The sequence below is a fragment of the Synechococcus sp. R60.1 genome (assembly GCF_047461835.1).
Taxonomy (GTDB): Bacteria; Cyanobacteriota; Cyanobacteriia; order Thermostichales; family Thermostichaceae; genus Thermostichus.
The window spans coordinates 76,668-96,957 of the sequence record NZ_JANSIA010000001.1; the positions used below are offsets into that span (position 1 = coordinate 76,668).

The following is a 20,290-nucleotide window of genomic DNA, read 5'->3' on the forward strand; positions in this document are numbered from 1 at the left end:
TAAATAAACACACAAGCTCTCAAGCACGGGGGGGCAACGGTGGGCATTGGATCCCGGGAACCAGGGATTCCAGCAAGCCGCTACAGGCATCCCAGAGCAGCTCGATCACGTAATGGAATCCAGCCTCACCCCCGTAGTAGGGATCCGGAACTTCTTCGTCAGAATGAGAGCGGCAATAGCTGCACATCAGGCGCACTTTCTCGGCATATTTTCCCTGGGGATCCAAGCTGAGAATGTCGCGGTAATTTTGTCGATCCATAGCCAGGATCAGGTCAAACTCGCGCAGGTCGGCAGGTCGAATCTGGCGGGCCTTGCCTTGTAGCTCTAGGCCATAGCATCGGGCTGCTTGTTGCATGCGCCTATCTGGGGGGCTGCCGATGTGATAGGCTGCCGTACCTGCTGAGTCGCAGATAATTGCTTCCTTATGGCCGCTGCTGCGCAAAAGGTGATTGGTGATGCCCTCAGCAGTGGGAGAACGACAGATGTTGCCCAGACAGACGAACAGAAGCTTTTGGCTCATGACAATCTCAACAGCAGTAGAGAACTCCTCTCACCTTATAACAATGCCCATCTAATCTAATGGTTCTTTGGTCTGAGCATAATAGTTCTTCGTTCTGAGCGCAGAAGAGCACAGACGGCAACGAACGGTGTTTGCGAGCCAGTCTCATCTGCCACTGACGGGAACAGAGCGGATCCCATGTGCTGGCCCACCACGGGATGTATTCGCTCACAGCAGCAGAGTGGAGTCCTCCCTCATTTTCCACCAAGTTTCCCACCAAGAGCCGCTGCAATGATCTAACAGCAGCTATTGGGAAGCCTGTCGCTTTGAGCATCACAGGTCTAATCGAACCGACAAGGGATCCCCAGGCACTGCTGCAATAGCTTCAGGTACTCTTGTCCATCCATGAGAAAGGCGCCGAAACGGGCCAGATGCGGGTTCATCAACTGAGCGTCGAAGAGGCGAAAGCCCCGCTCTCGCAAGTGCTCCACCAACTTCACCAGGGCCACCTTCGAGCCGTTGGGAATGCGGTAGAACATGGACTCGCCGATAAACGCCGCCCCAAGGGCAATACCCAGGATCCCGCCTGCCAAGGTCTCTCCCTGCCAGGTTTCAAAGCTGTGGGCAAAGCCAGACCGGTGCAGAGCTGCGTAAATCTGCTTCAGCTCGGGGCTAATCCAGGTTTGGTGACGAGCGGCACAGCCCTCTACCACCTGCTCAAAAGCGCAGTTCAGCCGCACCTGAAAGCGACCGCTGCGCACCAAGGGCCGCAACGAACGGGGGCAGTGAAATCGCTCATCGAGGGGGATCACCGCGTGCTGGTCGGTGCTGTACCAAGCCAGGGATCCCGTCTCTTCGTCGGCCATCAGAAAGTAGCCTTGGGCATAGCCTGACAGAATGGTGGCCAGATCCACCTGCATTGCCTCAGTTGCGCTCCTCAAGATTGCCATTCTGCAGAGAGGCTGGCAAAATCCCCCCCATTGGCCCTGGGGTGACAATCCACACAGGCGCTCACCCGCACAGGAGTGGGAAACTCCACTTGCAGATGCAGGGCACGGAAATAGCGAGAATCTGCCAAGCGATAGGGCACCTGTTCCCCTTGTCGCAGGGGCCGGGAGTTGGGCCGCAAATAGCCCCAGGCCAGTTGTAAAGCCACACCGCTCAGGGGCTGGATCTGCTGGCCATAGTGGTTGGGATCCTGCAGCAGCCGTCGCCAGGTTTCGGTGGGCAACACTTGGGCGGGCAACGCCACATGGCAACTGCCACAACTGCGCACATATTGAGCCTGCTCCAGTTGGGCTTGAGTCAGGCTCTGCTGCGCTTGTGCCCCCAGGTTCTGGGCCGATCCCGCCAGCAGGGATCCCATAAACCCGGACAGGATGACTACCATGCTCCAGATCCAAAACCGCCGGCGTCGTCCTTGCAAAGGAGCCATGCTCTCACACCCACTGCCCATGCTTTCCCACTCTAGATCAGGTGGCCGCTCGCCACAGTGGGACGGAGTCCATAAGATCCGGCCTCAACTGCTGGGATCGACTTGATCGACTTGGCCTATTTTTGGAGGAGCTTGAGAGATCGCGGATCTGATACATTTACGCTGAACACTGCTGAACATCACTGTTCAACTATGCAGCGATAGCATTCTGTTTGTTTCCAAACAGAATGGCGGTATCCCGCAAAGCTTTGAGTAGAATACCCAAAGCGCAGTTTCCGTGTCGTCTTACTACCAATTTTCTGCTTTGCTTTGGCTACCATGTTGGCAGACTCGAAAAGATCAACTGGTAGTAATCCGTACTGAACATATTATACATTATTTTCAGTATAGTTGAGCTTATTATTGACTAGAGTCATGCTCTACAATCGCCTCTACAATCAGAGAGCCGAGCCGCATCGTTCGCATGACCTACTGCCTTGGCATCATCACCCGCTTTGGCTTGGTGATGGCGGCAGATTCCCGCACCAACGCCGGGGTGGACTACGTCTCCACCTACCAAAAGCTGTTCGATTTTTCCGTGCCCGAAGAGCGGGTGATCTTGATCTGCACCTCCGGCAACCTGTCCATCACCCAGGGCGTTTTGACCGAAGTGCAGCGGGATCTGCGCCAACAGGAAAGTTCCAATCTCCACACCTTCCCCCATCTCTACGACGTGGCCCGCTACCTGGGATCCAAGATTCGGTACATCCAGGAGCAAGACCGGCCCTGGCTGGAAAAAGACGGCATCGACGCCCAGTGCAGCCTGTTGTTGGGGGGACAGATCCGAGGCGAGGAGCCGGCCCTCTTTTTGATCTACAGCCAGGGCAACTGCATCCAGGCCACCCCGGAAACCCCTTTTTTGCAGGTGGGGGAAACCAAATACGGCAAGCCAATCTTGGATCGCACCCTCTCCTACGAAACCTCGCTAGCAGATGCGGCCAAATGCGCTCTCCTCTCCATTGACTCCACCATGAAATCCAACATCTCCGTCGGCCCCCCCATCGATTTGGTGATGGTGCAAGCGGATCAGTTCAAGGTCACCCACCGTCTGCGCCTGCGCACCGGGGATCCCTACCTGGCCAAGATGCGCAAACTGTGGGAGAGCGCCCTCAAACAAGCCTTCGACCAAATGCCCCCCATCGAGTGGGACTACTCGGATCCAGTCGATCAAGAAGAGCCGCTCGACTGAGGAGAGCAGATTGGTAGGATAGGGGTTGCTCTATCTCTGCCCAACCCTTGCCATGTCAGCCCACACCTTTCAAGACTTGATCTTTCGCCTGCAACAGTTTTGGGGGGAGCAGGGCTGCTTGATCCTGCAACCCTACGACCTGGAAAAAGGCGCCGGCACCATGAGCCCTCACACGTTTTTGCGCGCCTTGGGGCCGGATCCCTGGCGAGTGGCCTATGTCGAACCCTGTCGCCGCCCCACCGATGGACGCTACGGTCAAAACCCCAATCGCCTGCAGCACTATTTTCAATACCAAGTGTTGATCAAGCCCTCCCCCGATGACATTCAAGATGTGTACCTAAATAGCCTGCAAGCTTTGGGCGTGAACCCGGCAGAACACGATGTTCGCTTTGTGGAAGATGACTGGGAATCTCCCACCTTGGGGGCTTGGGGCGTGGGCTGGGAAGTGTGGCTGGACGGCATGGAAGTAACCCAGTTCACCTACTTTCAGCAGGTGGGCGGACAAGATTGTCGCCCGGTTTCTGTAGAAATTACCTATGGGCTAGAGCGCCTGGCCATGTATCTGCAGGGGGTGGATTCGGTTTTCGATCTCTGCTGGAATGAGCATCCTTCTCTGGGACGGATTACCTATGGACAAATCTATTTCCAAAATGAGGTCGAGCAATCTTATTACAACTTCGAGTATTCCGATCCGGAGATGCTACTGGAATTGTTCCGGCTCTACGAAGCCGAGGCCAAGCGTTTGATCGAAACCACCCAACAGAAACTGCAGAAACAGGTGTTGCCGGATCGGTTGGCCGTGTCTCTGCTCCTGCCCGCCTACGACTATGTGCTCAAGTGCTCCCACACCTTTAACCTGCTCGACGCTCGTGGTGTCATTGCTGTAGCCGAGCGCACCCTCTACATTGGGCGCATCCGTAACCTGGCTCGACAATTGGCGGAGCTGTACGTTAGCCAAGCCGATCGACCGGGATCCGGCTATGCCCTGCGGCAACCGGAACCCGCTTTGGTTTACAGGGGTGCCTCTCCCCAGAGTTAATTCTTGAGAAAGGGATCCCACCTTTGGCTATGATGAGAGATTGGTGTCAGCAAGGTGCTGGCTGCCCGAAGCAGCTCTTGTGGAAAGTCAGTGACCTCGTTTTCATCCTCTTTTTCTGACCAGTTCACCTTACTTTTTTCGGAAAAGCTTTATGTTTTACCATCATCCCGTCACTCGGGTTTCCATCTTTATTGATGGCAATAATATGTTTTATGCTCAACAGAAAAATGGCTGGTTTTTTGACCCACGCCGGGTGCTGGATTATTTTGTTAGATCACAGCCGAATGTTGAATTGGTCAACGCCTTTTGGTACACCGGCATCAAGGATCCCCATGATCAGAGGGCCTTTCGAGACGCTCTGATCAGCATGGGCTTCACTGTGCGCACCAAGATCCTCAAAGAATATCGAGATGAAGACTCCGGTCGGTACTCCCAAAAAGCAAATCTGGATATCGAAATAGTAATCGATATGTTCAACACCGTTGGCCAGTACGATAGGATCATTCTATTTAGCGGCGATGGAGATTTTGAGCGGGCCGTCGAGCTGTTGCGTTCCAAAAACACGCTGATTACAGTTGTCTCCACCGAAGGGATGATCGCCCGCGAGCTGCGCAACGCCACCGACCGCTACATCGACCTCAATGACATTCGCCCCTACATTGAGAAGTTAGACAAGTAGTGCTTTGGGCAGGGTTCTGGACTGCTTCCTCTGCCGTCGGGTCAGACCCATAGCCTCCTGGCGAGCTGGCGACAACACCGCCTAAGTTCGTTCTGGCTTTTTCCATCTTCACGGATCCCATCCCTGCCACACAAGCGGCACGTCTGTTGTACCGGCTCTAGTCAGCGCTGCCGGAAAGGAGCTGTCCCGGCCAATTCCAGTAGGGTGCTCTGGTGTCCGGCAGAAGGGCTGTGTCTTCTCCCCTTGGCAGCCAACTTCTGGGCAACCTCAGTTCAGGCAGGGGAGCAGAGAGGCTAGCATTGTAAAAAATCTTTGCCCTGATCAGGTTTTTATGACCGGCGTTCCTGTCTCCCGTATTCGCAACTTTTCCATCATCGCCCACATCGACCACGGCAAATCCACCCTCGCCGATCGCCTCCTGCAGGAAACGGGCACCGTTTCAGCCCGCGAGATGAAGCCGCAACTGCTGGACAGCATGGAACTGGAGCGGGAACGGGGCATTACCATCAAGCTGCAAGCGGCCCGCATGAACTACCGTGCCCAAGACGGCCAAGATTATGTTTTGAACCTGATCGACACACCGGGGCATGTGGACTTCACCTACGAAGTCTCCCGCTCCCTGGCCGCCTGTGAAGGGGCGCTGCTGGTGGTGGATGCCTCTCAAGGGGTGGAGGCCCAAACCCTGGCCAACGTCTACCTGGCCCTGGAGAACAACCTGGAAATTATTCCGGTGATCAACAAAATCGACCTGCCGGGGGCCGAGCCGGAGCGGGTCATTGCCGAGATTGAGCAGGTGATCGGCCTTGATTGCAGCGGGGCAATCCTGGCCTCTGCCAAGGTGGGTATTGGCATTCAAGAGATTCTGGAGGCCATTGTGCAGCGGGTGCCGCCCCCACGGGATACGGTGGCGGAGCCCCTGCGGGCCTTGATTTTCGATAGCTACTACGACGCCTATCGCGGCGTGATCGTCTATGTGCGCATCATGGACGGGGAGGTGAAAACGGGGGACAAGATTTGCTTTATGGCCTCTGGCCGAGAATACGAGATTACCGAGCTGGGGGTGATGCGTCCCAACCAAGAGCCGGTGGATGCCCTACATGCGGGCGAGGTGGGCTACATGGCCGCCGCCATCAAGAGCGTGGAACACGCCCGTGTTGGGGATACCATCACACTGGTGAATCGCAAAGCTCCTGAGCCCCTGCCCGGCTACAAAGAAGCCAAGCCGATGGTGTTTTGTGGCCTGTTCCCCAGCAGCTCCGATCAGTACGCCGAACTCAAAGAGGCTCTGGAAAAGCTCAAGCTCAACGATGCTGCCCTGTACTTTGAGCCAGAAATTTCCAGCGCCATGGGCTTCGGCTTCCGCTGTGGTTTTCTGGGCCTGCTGCACATGGAGGTGGTTCAGGAACGCCTAGAGCGGGAGTACAATCTCGATCTGGTGATCACAGCTCCGACGGTGGTGTACCAAGTTACCCTCAACAACGGCTCTGTAATTCGGGTGGACAATCCCAGCAAGCTGCCTCCCCCCAACGAGCGCACCAGCATTGAGGAGCCGATTGTCAGGGTAGAGGTGATTCTTCCTGAGGAATTTGTCGGTACCGTGATGGAGCTGTGTGAGACCAAACGCGGCACTTTTAAAGACATGAAATATCTGGCGCAGGGTCGGACTACGCTGGTGTATGAGCTGCCCCTGGCGGAAGTGGTCACCGACTTTTTCGACCAATTGAAATCACGCACTCGTGGTTATGCCAGCATGGACTACCAAATGATTGGCTATCGCGCCGATGATTTGGTGCGTTTGGACATTTTGATCAACGGCGATGTGGTGGATTCTCTATCCACGATTGTGCATCGGGATAAAGCTTTTTATGTAGGCCGTTCCCTAGTTGCCAAGTTACGGGAGCTGATCCCACGCCATCAATTTGAAGTGCCCATTCAGGCGGCAATTGGCTCTAAGGTGATTGCTCGTGAAACCATACCAGCCCTGCGCAAAAACGTCTTGGCCAAATGCTACGGAGGAGATGTGACCCGCAAACGCAAGCTTTTGGAAAAACAAAAAGAGGGGAAAAAACGCATGAAGGCGGTGGGAACGGTGGATGTGCCCCAAGAAGCGTTTATGGCCGTGCTGAAGCTGCAGAATGACTAGGGCGATGGGCACTCAACTGGGGCGGGAAGAGGTGTTGGCCTGGCTACAGGAGCGGGTGTCTCCTCCTCGCCTCCGCCATATCTTGGGGGTAGAGGGGATGGCCCGACAGCTGGCGGCCCACTACGGGCTGGATGAGCAGAAAGCTGCTTGGGCAGGGCTGATGCACGACTTGGCCAAGGCTTTCCCGCCGGAGCAACTGTTGCAAAGGGTGGCTCAGGAACGGGAGCTGGATGAAATTGAGCGGGCCGAACCTCACATCCTGCACGCTGAGGTGGGATCCCTGGTGGCGCGGGAGCAGTTTCAGGTACAGGATCCGGAGATTTTGGCGGCCATTGCCAACCACACGCTAGGGCAGCCCGGCATGGATCCGCTCAGTTGCGTGGTTTTCGTGGCCGATGCCCTGGAGCCGAATCGGGGCAACAGCCCAGAATTGGAGCGGTTGCGGCAGATGGCTTTTGTAGATTTGTCTAAAACCGTAGTGGGAGTATGTGACTTGAGCCTAAAATTTTTGCTAGACCGGAATCAGGTGGTTCATCCGCGCACACTCATGACTCGGAATCATTTTTTGTTACATCCTTTAGAAAAAGCGGTGTCCTAGGTTAACTCAGTCGTTTCAGGAGGGTTTTAGTTGCTACATCTCATGCCTGCCCCTGCTGGGGATCCCATCTATTGCATGGCGCTGAGTGCAGCTCGCGCGGCAGAAGAGAAAAAAGGTGGCGATATCGTTCTGCTGGATGTATCCCAAGTCTCCACTTTGGCAGATTACTTTCTTCTGGTCAGCGGCTACTCGCTTACGCAAGTCCGCGCCATTGCCCGAGCAATTGAGGAAAAGGTTTGGGACGAGTGGAAACAAACTCCGCGCCGCATCGAAGGGCAGGAATCGGCCTCTTGGATACTGATCGACTATGCCGATCTCATTGTCCATGTGATTATGCAACAGGAAAGGGACTACTATGACCTAGAGTCTTTCTGGATCCAGGCTCAGCGAGTCGATCTGCCCATAGCAGGCTAAATCTATTTGTTTTGGATCCCTGGATTTGGCAGTTCTTCAGAGCTTGGAGCCAAGGGAAGAGTTGCTCTTTACAACTCTTTAACTGCCTTCCAGGGCCTCCTTGACAGACAGAAGTTTTAGTCAATTGTCAAGAAATATGTAAGTTTCTTAATATTCCCGCAATTTCTTACACAGTCACGTGTTAGGGTAGTGAATGACAAATAGCTGAGTAAGATCTTCCTGCCTTTTGCAGTCGAGTTTCTATAGTCTTTGTTAAACGCTCTACCTTGTTTCTCTTGAACGCTGATAATTCTTCGTTGGTACTGAATACCAGCAAAAAGATTTTCCAGCTGCTGATGGCTCCTATTGGCTGCTTTCAGCGGCAAGTGGAAAGGCAAACGAGGCGAATAGAGGAGGCAAGGATTGGCTGCACAAGAGGATCTTACGAACGAAACCGAAACTTCTTCCCGACGGCAGACTTAACTGCAACCGGCTTAAATGGTCGGCTTGTAGGCAAAATCCAGTGCCAAAAGCAGCGGAGGAAGATGGGGAAGCAGCGTTTTTTGTTTAATGTCTGTTTTTAAGAGCGACAGGGATTTTTAGGAGGGACATTCATCATGGAAAAGATGTTGGTTAATATTGTTGAGTACCTGGCATTGGGAGAACTGGAAACTATCCTCTCCACTGAGCACCCCCATCAACAGGTGTTTCATGACGCTAGGGAGCGGGAAGCGATGATGCAGCAGATCCTAAACCGGGTCCCCGCCATCTACATGTGGCTGGCTGCCGATGAGTGTCCCAGCCGCGATCAACTCAATTCCTCTGAGCTGGAATTGCTGCGGTCGGTAGTGCGGGATGTGGTCAATCAAAAACTCCAACAAGCCTCTTTTGGCCTTGACCCCTATGCGGGATCCATGTCAGAGGTCTTCTACGGATAGAGGGGGCGGGCTTAAGCTACACTGCAAAGGCGTTGCCTTAGCTTGTTGCCTCTGCCCATGTTGCCTGTTTACTATTCTGATATTTTCCTCAGCCACGATACTGGGCCATTTCACCCCGAGCGTCCGGCTCGCTTGCAGTCCATTGTTAAGGCGCTGCGTGGTGCCCCTTTTGCCAACCAGTTGGAATGGCGGGATCCCCCCTTGGCGGAGCTGGCAGAGCTGGAGCGAGTACACTCGCGTCGGCACATTCAACAGGTGGCTGAGTTGGCAGCAGCAGGTGGGGGACACATTGATGCCGACACTGCTCTCTCGGAGAGAAGTTTTGAAGCGGCGCGCCTGGCTGTGGGAGCTTGGATTGCCGGCTCTGCCTCGGTTTTGACCACCGCTCAGCCAGCGCTGGTGCTGTGTCGTCCGCCTGGGCATCACGCAGAGCCAGAACGGGCAATGGGGTTTTGTTTATTCAGCAACGCAGCCATTGCGGCGCTGTGGGCGCTGGATCAGCCGGGGGTGAAGCGGGTGGCGATTTTCGATTGGGATGTTCACCACGGCAACGGCACGCAGGCGGTGGTGGAGCGCTATCCCCAACTGGCCTATGCCTCCATCCATCAGTTTCCCCTCTACCCCGGCACCGGCTCCGCTCGCGAAACCGGGATCCACGGCAACCTCTGCAACGTGCCTTTGCCTGCTGGCTCGGATTGGTTGGCCTACAAAAAGGCCCTCGACGAGAAGATCTTGCCGTTCTTGCAAGCGTTCCAGCCGGATTTGCTGCTGGTGAGCGCCGGCTTCGACTGTGCCAAAGGGGATCCCCTGGCCGGTATGCAGCTAGAGCCGGAAGCCTTTGGCCGCATGGCCCGCCTTTGCCTGGAGCAGGTGACCCGCAAAACCCTCTTCGGCTTGGAAGGCGGCTATAACCTGGACAACCTGGCGCGCGGCTGGCTGAGCCTGGCCCAAGCTTGCCTGGAGAGTTAACCTTTCCACTTCACCTTGGGTAAAATCTGCCGCACATCCACCCGATCCTTGTACTTGAGAGCAAAGTTGAGCAGCGAATCCAAGAGGGAATCGGACAGATAGTGGGGCTGGAGGCCCAGGTCTAGGAGCTTGGTGTTTTTGGCGTTGTAGTAGTGCTCTTCCAGCTCGACGCGGGGGTTCTCCAGGTGGTTGATTTCCACCTTCAGGCCCATGGTGGCTCCCGCCTTTTGCACCAGCAACGCCAGTTGCTCAACACTAAATTGCTCTGTGAACTGGTTCATCACCCGGAATTGGCCCGGCTCGGCAGGGTGAGCAATGGCCAGCTCCACGCAGCGCACCGTGTCGCGGATATCCAGGAAACCGCGGGTCTGGCCGCCCTTGCCATACACTGTCAGCGGATGGCCCACGGCCGCTTGAATGCAGAAGCGGTTCAGAGCTGTGCCGAATACGCCATCGTAATCGAGACGGTTGATCAGCACCTCGTCCATGCCGGTTTCTTCTGTGAGCACGCCGTATACCACCCCTTGGTTGAGGTCGGTGGCCCGCAGGCCCCACACGCGGCAGGCGAAGTGGATGTTGTGGCTGTCGTGTACTTTGGAGAGGTGATACATGGATCCCGGCTGCTTGGGGTAGGGCAGGGTATCCTTGCGGCCATTGTGCTCGATGGTGATGTACCCCTCCTCAATGTCGATGTTGGGGGTGCCGTACTCACCCATGGTGCCCAGCTTCACCAGGTGGCAATCGGGAAATTCCTCTTTGATGGCGTAGAGGATGTTCAAGGTGCCCACCACGTTGTTCACCTGGGTCATTACCGCGTGTTCGCGGCTGATCATCGAGTAAGGGGCAGAGCGCTGCTCGCCAAAGTGAACAATGGCCTCCGGCGGGAAGCGGCGCATGCAGGAGATCAGGGCTTCGTAGTTGGTAACGTCGCAGACAAAGATGGGAATGTCCTTGCCGGTTAGCCCCTTCCAGCGATCCACCCGTTGCTCTAGCTGGGCAATGGGGGTCAGGGTAGAAACCCCCAGTTGCAGATCCCAGAGGCGGCGGACGTAGGAATCGAGAATGGCCACCTCATAACCCCTGTTGGATAGGTGCAGGGCTGTCGCCCAGCCACAGTATCCGTCACCACCAATAACCAAGACTCTCATTAGGGAAGCAAAATTCGGCTGCAGACGAATCTACCAAGTTATGGCACCAAAGACAAACTCTCCTGGGATCCCTTCGGGGTGCTGGATAGCCCCTTATTCGATGCGAGGCGGGTTGTCCAGGGTATAAACCGTGGTCTCGGCGGCAATGGCACGGCGCAGGTGAGCTGGGACTTGGTAGAGGCCCAGAAGGGTGATGCCATCGATGAATTGCAGTGCCCCTCGCTCGGGATCCAACTGTTGGCTCAGAATCTGGTCGATCTGCTCCGGCTCTGGCCTGGGGGAGATGGGATCCTGAGCTGCCAGGGCAAAACCCAGCGGGCCACCGTAGGTGGGGGCATAGATGGCGTAGGGCTGCACAGCGGCAAACACCGTTTTCAGGGTGCGAACAATGCGGGTGTGTTGATGAAGCTCAACCGGACCCGTCGGCCCGGCTTGGATGGTGAAAGCCCCATCGGGCTGCAACTTGGAGCGGATCTGGCGGAAAAACTCCTGGGTGAAGAGGCGATAGGCAGGGCCGGACTCAATGGGATCGGAGAGATCGGAAAGGATCACATCCCAAATGGGGCCTGTTTCCTGGAGAAAATCCAAGGCATCGGCAATCACCACCTCCACCCGCGGATCTTCAAAGGATCCCTGGTGCATTTCCGGCAGGTGCTCTCGGCAGGCTGCCACCACCTCCCCATCGATGTCCACCATCACCACCTGCTCCACCGAGCGCCAACGCAGCACCTCCCGCAGCGTTGCCCCTTCTGCCCCCCCCAACACCAGTACCCGCCGGGGGATCCCGCCCGCTTGCACGACCTGCACCATAGCCGGATGAACCAAAGCCTCGTGGTACAGAAACTCATCCACGGTAGTGGATTGCCAATGCCCATCCAGCATCAGACCCTTGCCGAAGGCCCCCGTCTCGGCGATCAGCATCTCCTGGAAAGGGGTTTTTCGGTAGGCCAAGATGCGCGTGACGGCACGGGCGGTGTAGTCCCAAGGGGTAAAGTACTCCTGAACCCAGAAGAAACTTCTCGGGCTGCTCATAAGCACCTCGCTACAGCTTTTTCCAGCAACATAGACTGACCTCTGGGGTGAATCGGATCCCACCCAGCCTACAGATGGCCCCCATGACAGTTTGGAAAAAGCTGCGATTGGCGAAGATCTCAGCGCCTTCGTCGGCTCGCTTCGCAGGTGAGCACCTCAGCCGAGTCTGGGGCCTCTTCCAGGAGTGTCGGTTGCGCGGTGCGGCGGGGCACCTTGCGCAGGGAATATCGTCGCGCTTGAAACACGTCGATCAGATATTCACAGGCCGCTTCCGGTCGGGTGTGGCGACCACAGGTGAACACATCCACCGCCGCGTAGCCCGCTTCGGGCCAGGTGTGAATGGAGATGTGGGATTCCCCCAAAAGAGCGAGGGCTGTAATCCCCTGTGGCTCAAATGGATGGCACAGCTCTCCCAAAAAGGTGGAGTTGGAGCGTCTGGCTGCCTCTCGCAAAGCCTGTTGCACCAGAGAGGCATCATCCAAAAGTTTGGCCGGGCAGTCGTAAAGCTCCAGGATACAGTGGATCCCGATCAGAGCTGGAGACCTATCCCCTAATTGGCCAGATAGTGTGTGCAGCATACTATCCCCTAATTGGCCAGATAGAACTGATTAGAACCAGAGGCTGCACAGAAAGCGCAGCTTTACCATTATCTCACAATTGACATACTCCCCTGCCTAAAGGCAGGGGATTCTGGTTCCTGGTTCTGCGACAGCACTTACCGTGTCAGGTTGCCCCTCCACAGCAGCGGTGCTCATCGCGGCAGCGGGCCGTAGGCCTTAGGGCGGGGCTTCAGACCCAGTTTTTTGGTAAAGCCAAACTACCCTCCCCAGCAGCTTTTTTCTTAACCGAAAGTTAACCCTAGGCCCAATCTGGAGCTACTGCACCACCGACACCAGCGTTCCGGGAAGGGGCTGGAGAAGCTAGGGCTGCTGCTCCTTTGAAGAGGGAGAGGGGGGATAGAGCAGGGCTTCCAGCTCCTGCAGCGCTTGCTCCAGGTTGTCGTTGACAATCACGTAGTCAAATTCGTCTTGGGCATCCAATTCCTTGCGGGCCTGTTCCAGGCGGCGCTCGATGCTGGCCTCTGAGTCTTGTCCGCGCTCGCGGATGCGACGTTCCAGCTCTTCCAGAGAAGGGGGACAGAGAAAGATGCGAATGGCATCTGGGTACTGTTGCCTCACCTGACGGGCCCCCGCCAGCTCAATTTCCAGCAGCACATCCTGACCCTGATTGAGTTTTTGGAACACGATCTCGCGGGGAGTGCCGTAAAAGTTGCCCGCATACTGTGCCCATTCCAACAGCTCGTTGGCTTCAATCAAGTTGAGAAATTCCTCCCGGCTGCGAAAGTAGTAGTTGACACCTTCCTGTTCGCTGGGGCGGGGGGGGCGGGTGGTGACCGAAACCGAGAGATACAGCTCGGGGTGGCGCTGGCGCAACTGGTTGACCAGCGTACCCTTACCCACTCCGCTGGGCCCTGTCAAAACCACCAAGCGACCGCGCGGGGTAGGAGCCGGAAGGGATCCCTGCTGCTGCGTACACTCAGAGGAAACCGGGGTAGGAGAGGTTGGCATAGACAGAGACCGACGCAAGACGGCTGGGCAATTGACTTGTTTGGGTTTGTTTTAGGATATCTCACTTCTGGTTTCTCAAACGGCTCACAGCGATGGGCTTTCACTCGGTCTCCTCTGACAAACCGGGCTTGGCCGTGAGGAAGCGGTTGGCAACGGTTTCGGGTTGGATGGCGGAGAGGATAACGTGCCCGGAATCGGTGATAATGACAGCGCGGGTACGACGACCATAGGTGGCATCTATCAACTGGCCCCTCTCGCGGGCATCGCTGATGATGCGTTTGATGGGAGCTGACTCGGGACTGACAATGGCGACCACACGCCCAGCGGCGACGATGTTGCCAAAGCCAATGTTGATTAGGCGGGTATCCATGGGGTGATGAGGGAACCTAACGGTTGTCCGGCCAGCAACCTTCATTAAGGTAGCAAATGGGGCTCTTTCGCGGGTTTGCCACAACGACACCTGAGTTCTCGGCCAATGGGGCAGTGGGTTTCGGCGACAAATCCCGTTCGGGTGAGCCGCAAAAAGGCTGTGGTTGCATAACAAGCTGCACCCTCCCAAACAACTTGCCCTGTTTATCGAGGACGGTAAAATCGTCAACATGAAGCCACTTCAATAGAACTTGAACTGTAAGCCTCAAAGGCCGCCGCTGTGGTAAGCAGTTTGAGGCAGCTCTGAAAACGAAAAGATCGACCCAGCACCCCAAGCTTGAATAGATTTCTTCCTTGCCTATGCTTGACCTGACTTGGCTGGATCCCCTTGTCCAGCACTTTCAACTGGGGGATCCAGAGCCACCCGAAGCCATCCGAGTGGGCCTCATTCACCAAACTTGGAAACTCAACACCTCTGAGGGATCCTTCATCGTCCAGCGCCTTCACCCCCGATTTGATCCTGCTGTCACTGAAGATGGTCAAGCCATCGGCCAATGGCTGAGACAACACGGCTTCCCCGTCCCCCAATTCCGCCGCGCTCGCGATGGATCCCTGCACTTGTCCTGGGCAGAAGGGCTGTGGCGGGTCATGGATTGTCTGCCGGGATCCTGTCACCCAACTCCTCCCAATTGGGGCTATCTGGAAGAGGCGGGGGCAGCCGTTGGACGCCTGCATCGACTCTTGGCCCAGATGGACTATCGTTTTCGCTTCCAGATCCCGCATTTTCACGATACGGCTCACCTTTGGCAACAGCTACGCCAGTATGAGCCGGCCCCAGAAGTGCAGGCAGAATGGCAGTTTTTAATCGAAACTGTGCCCAATCTTCTGCTGCCCTCGGGGATCCCAACTCAAATCATCCATGCCGATCTCAAGTTCAACAACTTTTTGTTCGATGAGCAGGGGCGATTTGTGGGCCTGGTGGATCTGGACACCTTTATGTATCACAATCTCTATGTTGAATTGGGGGATGCCCTGCGCTCCTGGGGCAAACGAGGAAATACCCTTCAGCCAGAGGCGATCCTAGCCGGGTTGCGGGGCTATGCCCAAACCGGGAACTTGCACGCCCTACAACCGGAACTCCTTCTCCAAGGGATCCAACTGATTACTCTGGAATTGGGGATGCGCTTTTTGCAGGATTGGTTTGAAGACGCTTACTGGAATTGGGATCCCCAGCGCTACCCCAGCCGCAAAGCCCATAACCTGGCCCGCTGCCAACAGCAAATTTGCCTCTATCAAGACCTAACCCAGAGGGCACCCCAACTGTTGGAGTCCATGCGCGCCCTTTTGTCTTGTGAGCAGCAGAAAGAGGGAAGGTAGCCAACAGGTTTGCCCAGCTTTTGACAGCTCGTTTTGGGATCTGCTACCGCGGCATAGGAATGAAACATTTCTAAATATTTCTGTGGCATTGCTTCCCGACTCTCCTCCCCCAGAGGGAGAGGGGCTGGGGGCGGTCGCGAAACGCCTAGGAAGTGTCTCAATCTAGTTTCAAATGACGATAACGCTCAATCTCGACTTTGACTTGGATCGCAATGGTCGGGAACACGCTCCAAGCTCCCCTAGGCGGTTTGCACTTGGCGCACCAACCCAGTCGTTTTCAGAGCAGCCAAAGCCCGATCCCGGTAACGGCCATAGCGCTCCTGCTTGTTGCGAAGCTTGCGCCCCTCCAAATCCGGCAACAGCCCAAAATTGGCCGGCATCGGCTGAAAGTGCCTGGGATCGGCGCTGCTGATGAACTGAAACAGGGATCCCATCATCGTCTCGGGGGGCAGCGTGATCAAGGGCAACCCCAGAGCCAGGCGGGCGGCGTTCTGTCCGGCCAACCATCCCCCTGCCACCGCGCAGGCATAGCCCTCGGTGCCCACCAACTGGCCGGCGGCAAACAGCGTGGGTCGGCGACGAAATTGCAAGGTCGGCCACAGAAGCTGGGGCGAATTCAAAAATGTATTGCGGTGCATCACCCCAAAGCGGACAAACTCCGCCTGTTCCAGGCCGGGGATGAGGCGAAAGACCCGCTGCTGTTCTCCCCATTTCAAGTTGGTTTGAAAGCCCACCAAGTTCCACAGCTGCCCTGCTTTGTCCTCTTGCCGCAACTGCACCGCCGCGTAAGGACGGGATCCCGTGCGCGGATCCACCAGCCCCACCGGCTTCAAGGGGCCGAAACAGAGGGTGTCTTTGCCACGGCGCGCCATTTCTTCAATCGGCAAGCAGCCCTCGAAAAACTTGCGCTCCTCCCGTTCAAAATCCTTGAGGGGCGCCTGCTCCGCCTCCACCAGCGCCCGCCAAAACCGTTCGTACTCCGCTTCCGTCATGGGGCAGTTGAGATAGGCTGCTTCCCCCTTGTCGTAGCGGGAAGCCTGAAACACCACCGCTCGGTTCAACGAATCCCCGGTAACAATGGGGCTAGACGCATCAAAAAAGCTCAGGTACTCCAGGCCCGTAAAGGCTTGCAGTGCCTTGGCCAGGGGATCGCTGGTCAGAGGGCCGGTACAGAGGACGGCAATGCCCTCCGGGATCTCCGTCACCTCCTCCCGACGCAGGGTGATGCGGGGATGGTTTTGAATGGCTTCCGTGAGAGCCTGGCTGAAGCGGGCCCGATCCACTGCCAATGCCCCTCCTGCCGGCACTGCATGGCAATCCGCCGTCGCGATCACCAGGGATCCCAGTTGTCGCAGTTCTTCCTTGAGTAGCCCTGCCGCCCGATCGCTGGCTGCAGCCCCAAAGGAGTTGCTGCACACCAGCTCCCCCAACTGATCGGTGTGATGGGCCGGGCTCTGACGCACGGGGCGCATCTCCGAAAGGATGACAGGCAACCCTGCCTGGGCAATTTGCCAAGCAGCTTCTGTCCCCGCCAACCCCCCGCCCACAACATGGATGGGGGCGAAGGCTCCCGCTCGTGCAAGCGGGCTGCAAGCCCTTGGGTTAGTTGGAGGGTTCATCACAACCTCCGGGAGGGAAGAGAAGAATAGAACGCACCCTGCCGAGGCCGGAAACGGCCCAGGTCAGACCCACTATACCAACTATCAGCATGGCCCGACCTGCACGAGGCAAGTGACCCAGAGGCGGGATACGCTACTATAAGTACCCGCTGACACCCAGGATCCCGACCCATGACGGAAACGGCTGACCTTTGGCCACAGCTTTTGGGGCAGTTGCTGGATCGGCAATCTCTCAGCGAAGCCCAAGCTGAACAGTTGATGAACGGTTGGCTCCAGAACCAAGTGCCAGATGTGGTGTCGGGGGCGATTCTGGCGGCCCTGCAAGCCAAGGGTGTGAGCGCTGGTGAACTGGCCGGCATGGCACGAGTGCTACAGCGGGCTTCGCTGGGATCCCCGCTGGACTTGCCTCTCCTGGTGGATACCTGTGGCACCGGCGGCGATGGGGCCAGCACTTTTAACATTTCCACGGCGGTGGCCTTTGTGGTCAGTGCAGCCGGGATCCCGGTGGTCAAACATGGCAACCGTTCGGCCTCTGGCAAGGTCGGCTCGGCGGATGTGCTGGAGACCCTGGGGGTGAACTTGGGGGCTGAGCCAGAGCGGGTGCGGGCGGCTGTGGCGGAAGTGGGCATCACCTTTTTGTTTGCTCCCCAGTGGCACCCGGCCATGCGGGCGGTGATCCCCTATCGGCGGGCCCTCAAGGTTCGCACCATTTTCAACCTGTTGGGGCCCTTGGTCAACCCCCTCTATCCCAACCGCCAGGTGATCGGGGTTTACGCCCAGGAGCTGGTGCCGGTAATGGCAGAGGCCCTGCGCCTGTTGGGACGGGAAGGGGCCATTGTGTTGCACAGCCGCGAAGGTCTCGACGAGGCCGGTCTGGAGCAACCCACCGATCTGGGCATCCTGTCCGGTGGGCTGGTACGGACGGAAGTCTTGAACCCTGCAGATTACGAGCTGACCCTGGCACCCACCCAAGCTCTCAAGGGGGGGGATGTGGCGGAAAATGCCGCCATCCTCACCCAAGTTCTCCAGGGATCCGGGACGCCTGCCCAGCAGGATGTGGTGGCCTTGAATGCTGCTTTGGCCCTGCAGGTGGCCGGAGTGGCCCCCGATTGGAGAGCCGGGATCGCCCAAGCTCGCGAGATTCTCGCCAGGGGTGCCGCTTGGGATCGCTTGCAACAGCTGGTTCATTTTCTCAAGGCTTGATGCCGGTAGGAGCCCAGGAGAGGGCGACAGGGATCCCACCTGAGTCTGGGGCTAAAACTCCCGCCCTCGCCCAAAGGCCAGAACTTCATCCACCCCCAAGCGAGGCTTGCGCGGCAGGTTACCCGCTGCCGCATATCCAACCGCCAGCAGCATCACCGGCACGTAGCGGTCGGCAATGCCGAACTCCCGCTTTACCCCTTCCGGATCAAAGCCGATCATCGGCCCGCTCACCAAACCCTTGGCCTGAGCCGCGATCATCAGCGCCATGGCAGCCATCGCCCCAGAGCGAATCGCTTCATCCCGCGCCAAGGTGGGATTGTGGAGATAGGTTGCCTGGGCCATGTTCACCCAGCCTTCCGCTTTTTCGGGGGGGAGGATCCCGGCAGCAACGCTTCTTTGCACAATTTCAGGCAGTTTCTCATACCCCCGCAGATCCCCCAGGATGATAAACACCACCGATGCATCCGCCACCTTCTGTTGGTTGTAGGCCAGAGATTTGAGGCGCTCTTTGTCTTCCGGGTCGGTGACCGCAACAAACCGCCAGTGCTGAATGTTGAAGGAAGAAGGAGCTTCCGTAGCATAAGCCACCAGCTCTCGGATCTCCGCTTCCGATAAACGGCGGCTGGGATCCAATTTGTCGGCGGAAATGCGCTCTTTCAGGGCAGTTAGGGCGTCCATAGGGATCCTCAAGTGTCGGTAGAAAGGCTGCTCCCCCCAAAGGTAGGGGCAGGATTGGCAAATGGCTATACATTCCGTGTTCAAACGGTCTGTCTTCTTTGTTATCTCCCTTTTATCCAGCTTGTGGCAACCGGGTGAGGCACAAACTGGGCCTTGGCAGGGCAGGCAAGCGGGATCCCTAACGCAAAGGCAGGTATGATGGAAAAACAAACTGGTCTCATCTGGGTCGCCCGGTTAATCGTCGGATTGGTGTGGTTGATGGGGAGAAGCAATCGGTGAACTTCGGTCGAGTGCTGACGGCCATGGTTACCCCCTTTACCGATGAGGGGGAGCTTAACTACGATGAGGCCGCTCGTTTGGCCGATTACTTGGCAACCCACGGCAGCGACGGCCTGGTGGTCTGTGGCACTACGGGCGAGTCTCCCACCCTGACTTGGCAAGAGGAATACGAGCTGTTCCGCGTGGTGCGAGATGCCGTAGCCGGTCGGGCTAAGGTGATCGCCGGGACGGGATCCAACTCCACCCGTGAGGCCATTGAAGCCACAAAAAAGGCCGCTCAACTCGGTTTGGATGGCTCTCTGCAGGTGGTGCCCTACTACAACAAGCCTACCCAGGCCGGCCTTTATGAGCACTTCAAGGCCATCGCCCAAGCCAGTGACCTGCCCATCTTGCTCTACAACATTCCCAGTCGGACAGGGGCCAGTTTACAGCCGGAGACTGTAGCGAAATTGGCAGAATTGGAAACGGTTGTCGCCATCAAAGAAGCCAGTGGTATGATGGATGTAGCTTCGGAAATTCGGCGACTCACTCCCTCGCGTTTCGCCATCTATTCGGGGGATGACTCTCTGACGTTGCCGCTCCTATCTTTGGGGGGGAGCGGGGTGGTCAGTGTAGCCAGCCACCTGGTTGGGTTGCAGTTGCAGGAGCTGATCCAGAGCTACATCAGGGGGCAACACGATCAAGCTTTGGCCCACCACCTGCGCCTGTTTCCGTTGTTCAAGGTTTTATTCATCGAGACCAACCCAGTTCCAATTAAGGCCGCATTGGAGATGCAGGGTTGGCGAGTGGGTCGGGCGCGCCTTCCCCTAGCGCCTCTACAGCCCAGTTCTCTGCAGGTTTTGCGACAGGTGCTTGAAGAGATGGGCCTACTGGCTGAATCGAAGGGATCCGAACAAATGGCGACGAAAGTTTCATGATTGCATTTTTAGGCTTTGCTTCTGCCATGACCACGGTTTTCAGGGGTTTGCAAGGGGCTCTTTTGTGGCGTTTGACCTGTGGGTAAGTGGCTTTTTCCCCGAAAAGCTCTTTCCCAGCTTGGGAAGCAAATAAGTTGCGGCGGCTGAGTTCAGCTTTCACCCACAGCCTTGTTGGGGAT

The 20,290-nt window shown here is 56.9% G+C and carries 21 protein-coding genes; 11 read left to right on the plus strand and 10 right to left on the minus strand.

Annotated features, from left to right (window positions below):
* Positions 1-19 precede the first annotated feature (19 nt).
* The 3 genes from NW834_RS00365 to NW834_RS00375 form a co-directional block, all read right to left on the minus strand.
* Positions 20-520 carry a low molecular weight protein-tyrosine-phosphatase gene (locus tag NW834_RS00365; protein ID WP_011432541.1) on the minus strand — a complete coding sequence of 167 codons (501 nt, stop codon included), beginning with the start codon at positions 518-520 and terminating at the stop codon, positions 20-22.
* Between the two features lie 320 nt (positions 521-840).
* Positions 841-1,419 carry a leucyl/phenylalanyl-tRNA--protein transferase gene (gene aat, locus NW834_RS00370; protein ID WP_414418972.1) on the minus strand — a complete coding sequence of 193 codons (579 nt, stop codon included), beginning with the start codon at positions 1,417-1,419 and terminating at the stop codon, positions 841-843.
* A gap of 17 nt (positions 1,420-1,436) precedes the next feature.
* Complete coding sequence (locus NW834_RS00375; protein ID WP_414391121.1) at positions 1,437-1,889, minus strand: hypothetical protein; 453 nt, start codon at positions 1,887-1,889, stop codon at positions 1,437-1,439.
* A 508-nt stretch (positions 1,890-2,397) separates the two neighbouring features.
* Here NW834_RS00375 and NW834_RS00380 point away from each other — a divergent pair.
* From NW834_RS00380 to NW834_RS00415, 8 genes are all read left to right on the plus strand, one after another.
* On the plus strand, positions 2,398-3,162 hold the full coding sequence (locus NW834_RS00380) for a peptidase (protein ID WP_414419208.1): 765 nt from the start codon (positions 2,398-2,400) through the stop codon (positions 3,160-3,162).
* Between the two features lie 52 nt (positions 3,163-3,214).
* On the plus strand, positions 3,215-4,201 hold the full coding sequence (gene glyQ / locus NW834_RS00385; protein ID WP_414419207.1) for a glycine--tRNA ligase subunit alpha: 987 nt from the start codon (positions 3,215-3,217) through the stop codon (positions 4,199-4,201).
* A 151-nt stretch (positions 4,202-4,352) separates the two neighbouring features.
* Positions 4,353-4,880, plus strand: coding sequence for an NYN domain-containing protein (locus NW834_RS00390; protein WP_011431737.1), 528 nt, complete (start codon positions 4,353-4,355; stop codon positions 4,878-4,880).
* 331 nt (positions 4,881-5,211) lie between these two features.
* A complete protein-coding gene (lepA, locus tag NW834_RS00395; protein ID WP_414350006.1) occupies positions 5,212-7,023 on the plus strand; it encodes a translation elongation factor 4 in 1,812 nt (603 codons plus the stop codon).
* Positions 7,016-7,621: a bis(5'-nucleosyl)-tetraphosphatase (symmetrical) YqeK gene (gene yqeK / locus NW834_RS00400; protein ID WP_414389772.1), complete on the plus strand. Its 606-nt coding sequence runs from the start codon at positions 7,016-7,018 to the stop codon at positions 7,619-7,621. Before lepA ends, yqeK begins: the two co-directional genes overlap by 8 nt.
* A gap of 42 nt (positions 7,622-7,663) precedes the next feature.
* Entirely contained in the window at positions 7,664-8,035 is a 372-nt protein-coding gene (gene rsfS / locus NW834_RS00405) for a ribosome silencing factor (RefSeq protein ID WP_011431734.1), read from the plus strand.
* A 605-nt stretch (positions 8,036-8,640) separates the two neighbouring features.
* Positions 8,641-8,952 (plus strand): hypothetical protein, encoded by a 312-nt coding sequence (locus NW834_RS00410; protein ID WP_414350004.1) that lies wholly within the window; start codon positions 8,641-8,643, stop codon positions 8,950-8,952.
* 57 nt (positions 8,953-9,009) lie between these two features.
* Entirely contained in the window at positions 9,010-9,921 is a 912-nt protein-coding gene (locus tag NW834_RS00415; RefSeq protein ID WP_414419206.1) for a histone deacetylase, read from the plus strand.
* Here the strand turns inward: NW834_RS00415 and NW834_RS00420 are convergent.
* The 5 genes from NW834_RS00420 to remA all read right to left on the minus strand — a co-directional run bounded on the left by NW834_RS00420 (position 9,918) and on the right by remA (position 14,039).
* Positions 9,918-11,069 (minus strand): NAD-dependent epimerase/dehydratase family protein, encoded by a 1,152-nt coding sequence (locus tag NW834_RS00420; protein WP_414419205.1) that lies wholly within the window; start codon positions 11,067-11,069, stop codon positions 9,918-9,920. The genes NW834_RS00415 and NW834_RS00420 overlap by 4 nt on opposite strands.
* A 93-nt stretch (positions 11,070-11,162) precedes the next feature.
* Complete coding sequence (locus tag NW834_RS00425; protein WP_414356308.1) at positions 11,163-12,101, minus strand: fused MFS/spermidine synthase; 939 nt, start codon at positions 12,099-12,101, stop codon at positions 11,163-11,165.
* A 119-nt stretch (positions 12,102-12,220) separates the two neighbouring features.
* Positions 12,221-12,679, minus strand: a complete 459-nt coding sequence (gene speD, locus NW834_RS00430) for an adenosylmethionine decarboxylase (protein WP_414342990.1) — start codon at positions 12,677-12,679, stop codon at positions 12,221-12,223.
* Positions 12,680-13,021: 342 nt separating this feature from the next.
* Positions 13,022-13,669 (minus strand): guanylate kinase, encoded by a 648-nt coding sequence (gene gmk / locus NW834_RS00435; RefSeq protein ID WP_369791759.1) that lies wholly within the window; start codon positions 13,667-13,669, stop codon positions 13,022-13,024.
* Between the two features lie 100 nt (positions 13,670-13,769).
* Positions 13,770-14,039, minus strand: coding sequence for an extracellular matrix/biofilm regulator RemA (gene remA, locus NW834_RS00440; protein WP_011431727.1), 270 nt, complete (start codon positions 14,037-14,039; stop codon positions 13,770-13,772).
* A gap of 359 nt (positions 14,040-14,398) precedes the next feature.
* Here remA and NW834_RS00445 point away from each other — a divergent pair, with 359 nt between their 5' ends.
* The gene (locus NW834_RS00445) at positions 14,399-15,415 is read left to right on the plus strand and encodes a phosphotransferase enzyme family protein (protein ID WP_414419209.1); all 1,017 of its coding nucleotides are present in this window, start codon (positions 14,399-14,401) and stop codon (positions 15,413-15,415) included.
* 239 nt (positions 15,416-15,654) lie between these two features.
* Here the strand turns inward: NW834_RS00445 and trmFO are convergent, their stop codons facing one another.
* The gene (gene trmFO / locus NW834_RS00450; RefSeq protein ID WP_414419204.1) at positions 15,655-17,034 is read right to left on the minus strand and encodes an FADH(2)-oxidizing methylenetetrahydrofolate--tRNA-(uracil(54)-C(5))-methyltransferase TrmFO; all 1,380 of its coding nucleotides are present in this window, start codon (positions 17,032-17,034) and stop codon (positions 15,655-15,657) included.
* Between the two features lie 171 nt (positions 17,035-17,205).
* Between trmFO and trpD the strand changes: the two genes are divergently transcribed.
* Entirely contained in the window at positions 17,206-18,237 is a 1,032-nt protein-coding gene (gene trpD, locus NW834_RS00455; protein ID WP_414419203.1) for an anthranilate phosphoribosyltransferase, read from the plus strand.
* A gap of 51 nt (positions 18,238-18,288) precedes the next feature.
* Here the strand turns inward: trpD and NW834_RS00460 are convergent, their stop codons facing one another.
* Positions 18,289-18,915, minus strand: coding sequence for a nitroreductase family protein (locus NW834_RS00460; protein WP_011431721.1), 627 nt, complete (start codon positions 18,913-18,915; stop codon positions 18,289-18,291).
* Between the two features lie 275 nt (positions 18,916-19,190).
* On the opposite strand from NW834_RS00460, the gene dapA reads away from it, so the two are divergent.
* On the plus strand, positions 19,191-20,111 hold the full coding sequence (gene dapA, locus NW834_RS00465; RefSeq protein ID WP_414329732.1) for a 4-hydroxy-tetrahydrodipicolinate synthase: 921 nt from the start codon (positions 19,191-19,193) through the stop codon (positions 20,109-20,111).
* Positions 20,112-20,290: the final 179 nt, after the last annotated feature.

Bases quoted from the DNA above. Each gene is read 5' to 3' on its own strand.
- NW834_RS00420 (WP_414419205.1), bottom strand. From the start codon at position 11,069: ATGAGAGTCTTGGTTATTGGTGGTGACGGATACTGTGGCTGGGCGACA.
- NW834_RS00410 (WP_414350004.1), top strand. From the start codon at position 8,641: ATGTTGGTTAATATTGTTGAGTACCTGGCATTGGGAGAACTGGAAACT.
- glyQ (WP_414419207.1), top strand. From the start codon at position 3,215: ATGTCAGCCCACACCTTTCAAGACTTGATCTTTCGCCTGCAACAGTTT.
- trpD (WP_414419203.1), top strand. From the start codon at position 17,206: ATGACGGAAACGGCTGACCTTTGGCCACAGCTTTTGGGGCAGTTGCTG.
- NW834_RS00390 (WP_011431737.1), top strand. From the start codon at position 4,353: ATGTTTTACCATCATCCCGTCACTCGGGTTTCCATCTTTATTGATGGC.
- NW834_RS00425 (WP_414356308.1), bottom strand. From the start codon at position 12,101: ATGAGCAGCCCGAGAAGTTTCTTCTGGGTTCAGGAGTACTTTACCCCT.
- aat (WP_414418972.1), bottom strand. From the start codon at position 1,419: ATGCAGGTGGATCTGGCCACCATTCTGTCAGGCTATGCCCAAGGCTAC.
- lepA (WP_414350006.1), top strand. From the start codon at position 5,212: ATGACCGGCGTTCCTGTCTCCCGTATTCGCAACTTTTCCATCATCGCC.
- NW834_RS00415 (WP_414419206.1), top strand. From the start codon at position 9,010: ATGTTGCCTGTTTACTATTCTGATATTTTCCTCAGCCACGATACTGGG.
- NW834_RS00460 (WP_011431721.1), bottom strand. From the start codon at position 18,915: ATGGACGCCCTAACTGCCCTGAAAGAGCGCATTTCCGCCGACAAATTG.
- NW834_RS00380 (WP_414419208.1), top strand. From the start codon at position 2,398: ATGACCTACTGCCTTGGCATCATCACCCGCTTTGGCTTGGTGATGGCG.
- trmFO (WP_414419204.1), bottom strand. From the start codon at position 17,034: ATGAACCCTCCAACTAACCCAAGGGCTTGCAGCCCGCTTGCACGAGCG.
- speD (WP_414342990.1), bottom strand. From the start codon at position 12,679: ATGCTGCACACACTATCTGGCCAATTAGGGGATAGGTCTCCAGCTCTG.
- NW834_RS00445 (WP_414419209.1), top strand. From the start codon at position 14,399: ATGCTTGACCTGACTTGGCTGGATCCCCTTGTCCAGCACTTTCAACTG.
- rsfS (WP_011431734.1), top strand. From the start codon at position 7,664: ATGCCTGCCCCTGCTGGGGATCCCATCTATTGCATGGCGCTGAGTGCA.
- gmk (WP_369791759.1), bottom strand. From the start codon at position 13,669: ATGCCAACCTCTCCTACCCCGGTTTCCTCTGAGTGTACGCAGCAGCAG.
- yqeK (WP_414389772.1), top strand. From the start codon at position 7,016: ATGACTAGGGCGATGGGCACTCAACTGGGGCGGGAAGAGGTGTTGGCC.
- remA (WP_011431727.1), bottom strand. From the start codon at position 14,039: ATGGATACCCGCCTAATCAACATTGGCTTTGGCAACATCGTCGCCGCT.
- NW834_RS00365 (WP_011432541.1), bottom strand. From the start codon at position 520: ATGAGCCAAAAGCTTCTGTTCGTCTGTCTGGGCAACATCTGTCGTTCT.
- NW834_RS00375 (WP_414391121.1), bottom strand. From the start codon at position 1,889: ATGGTAGTCATCCTGTCCGGGTTTATGGGATCCCTGCTGGCGGGATCG.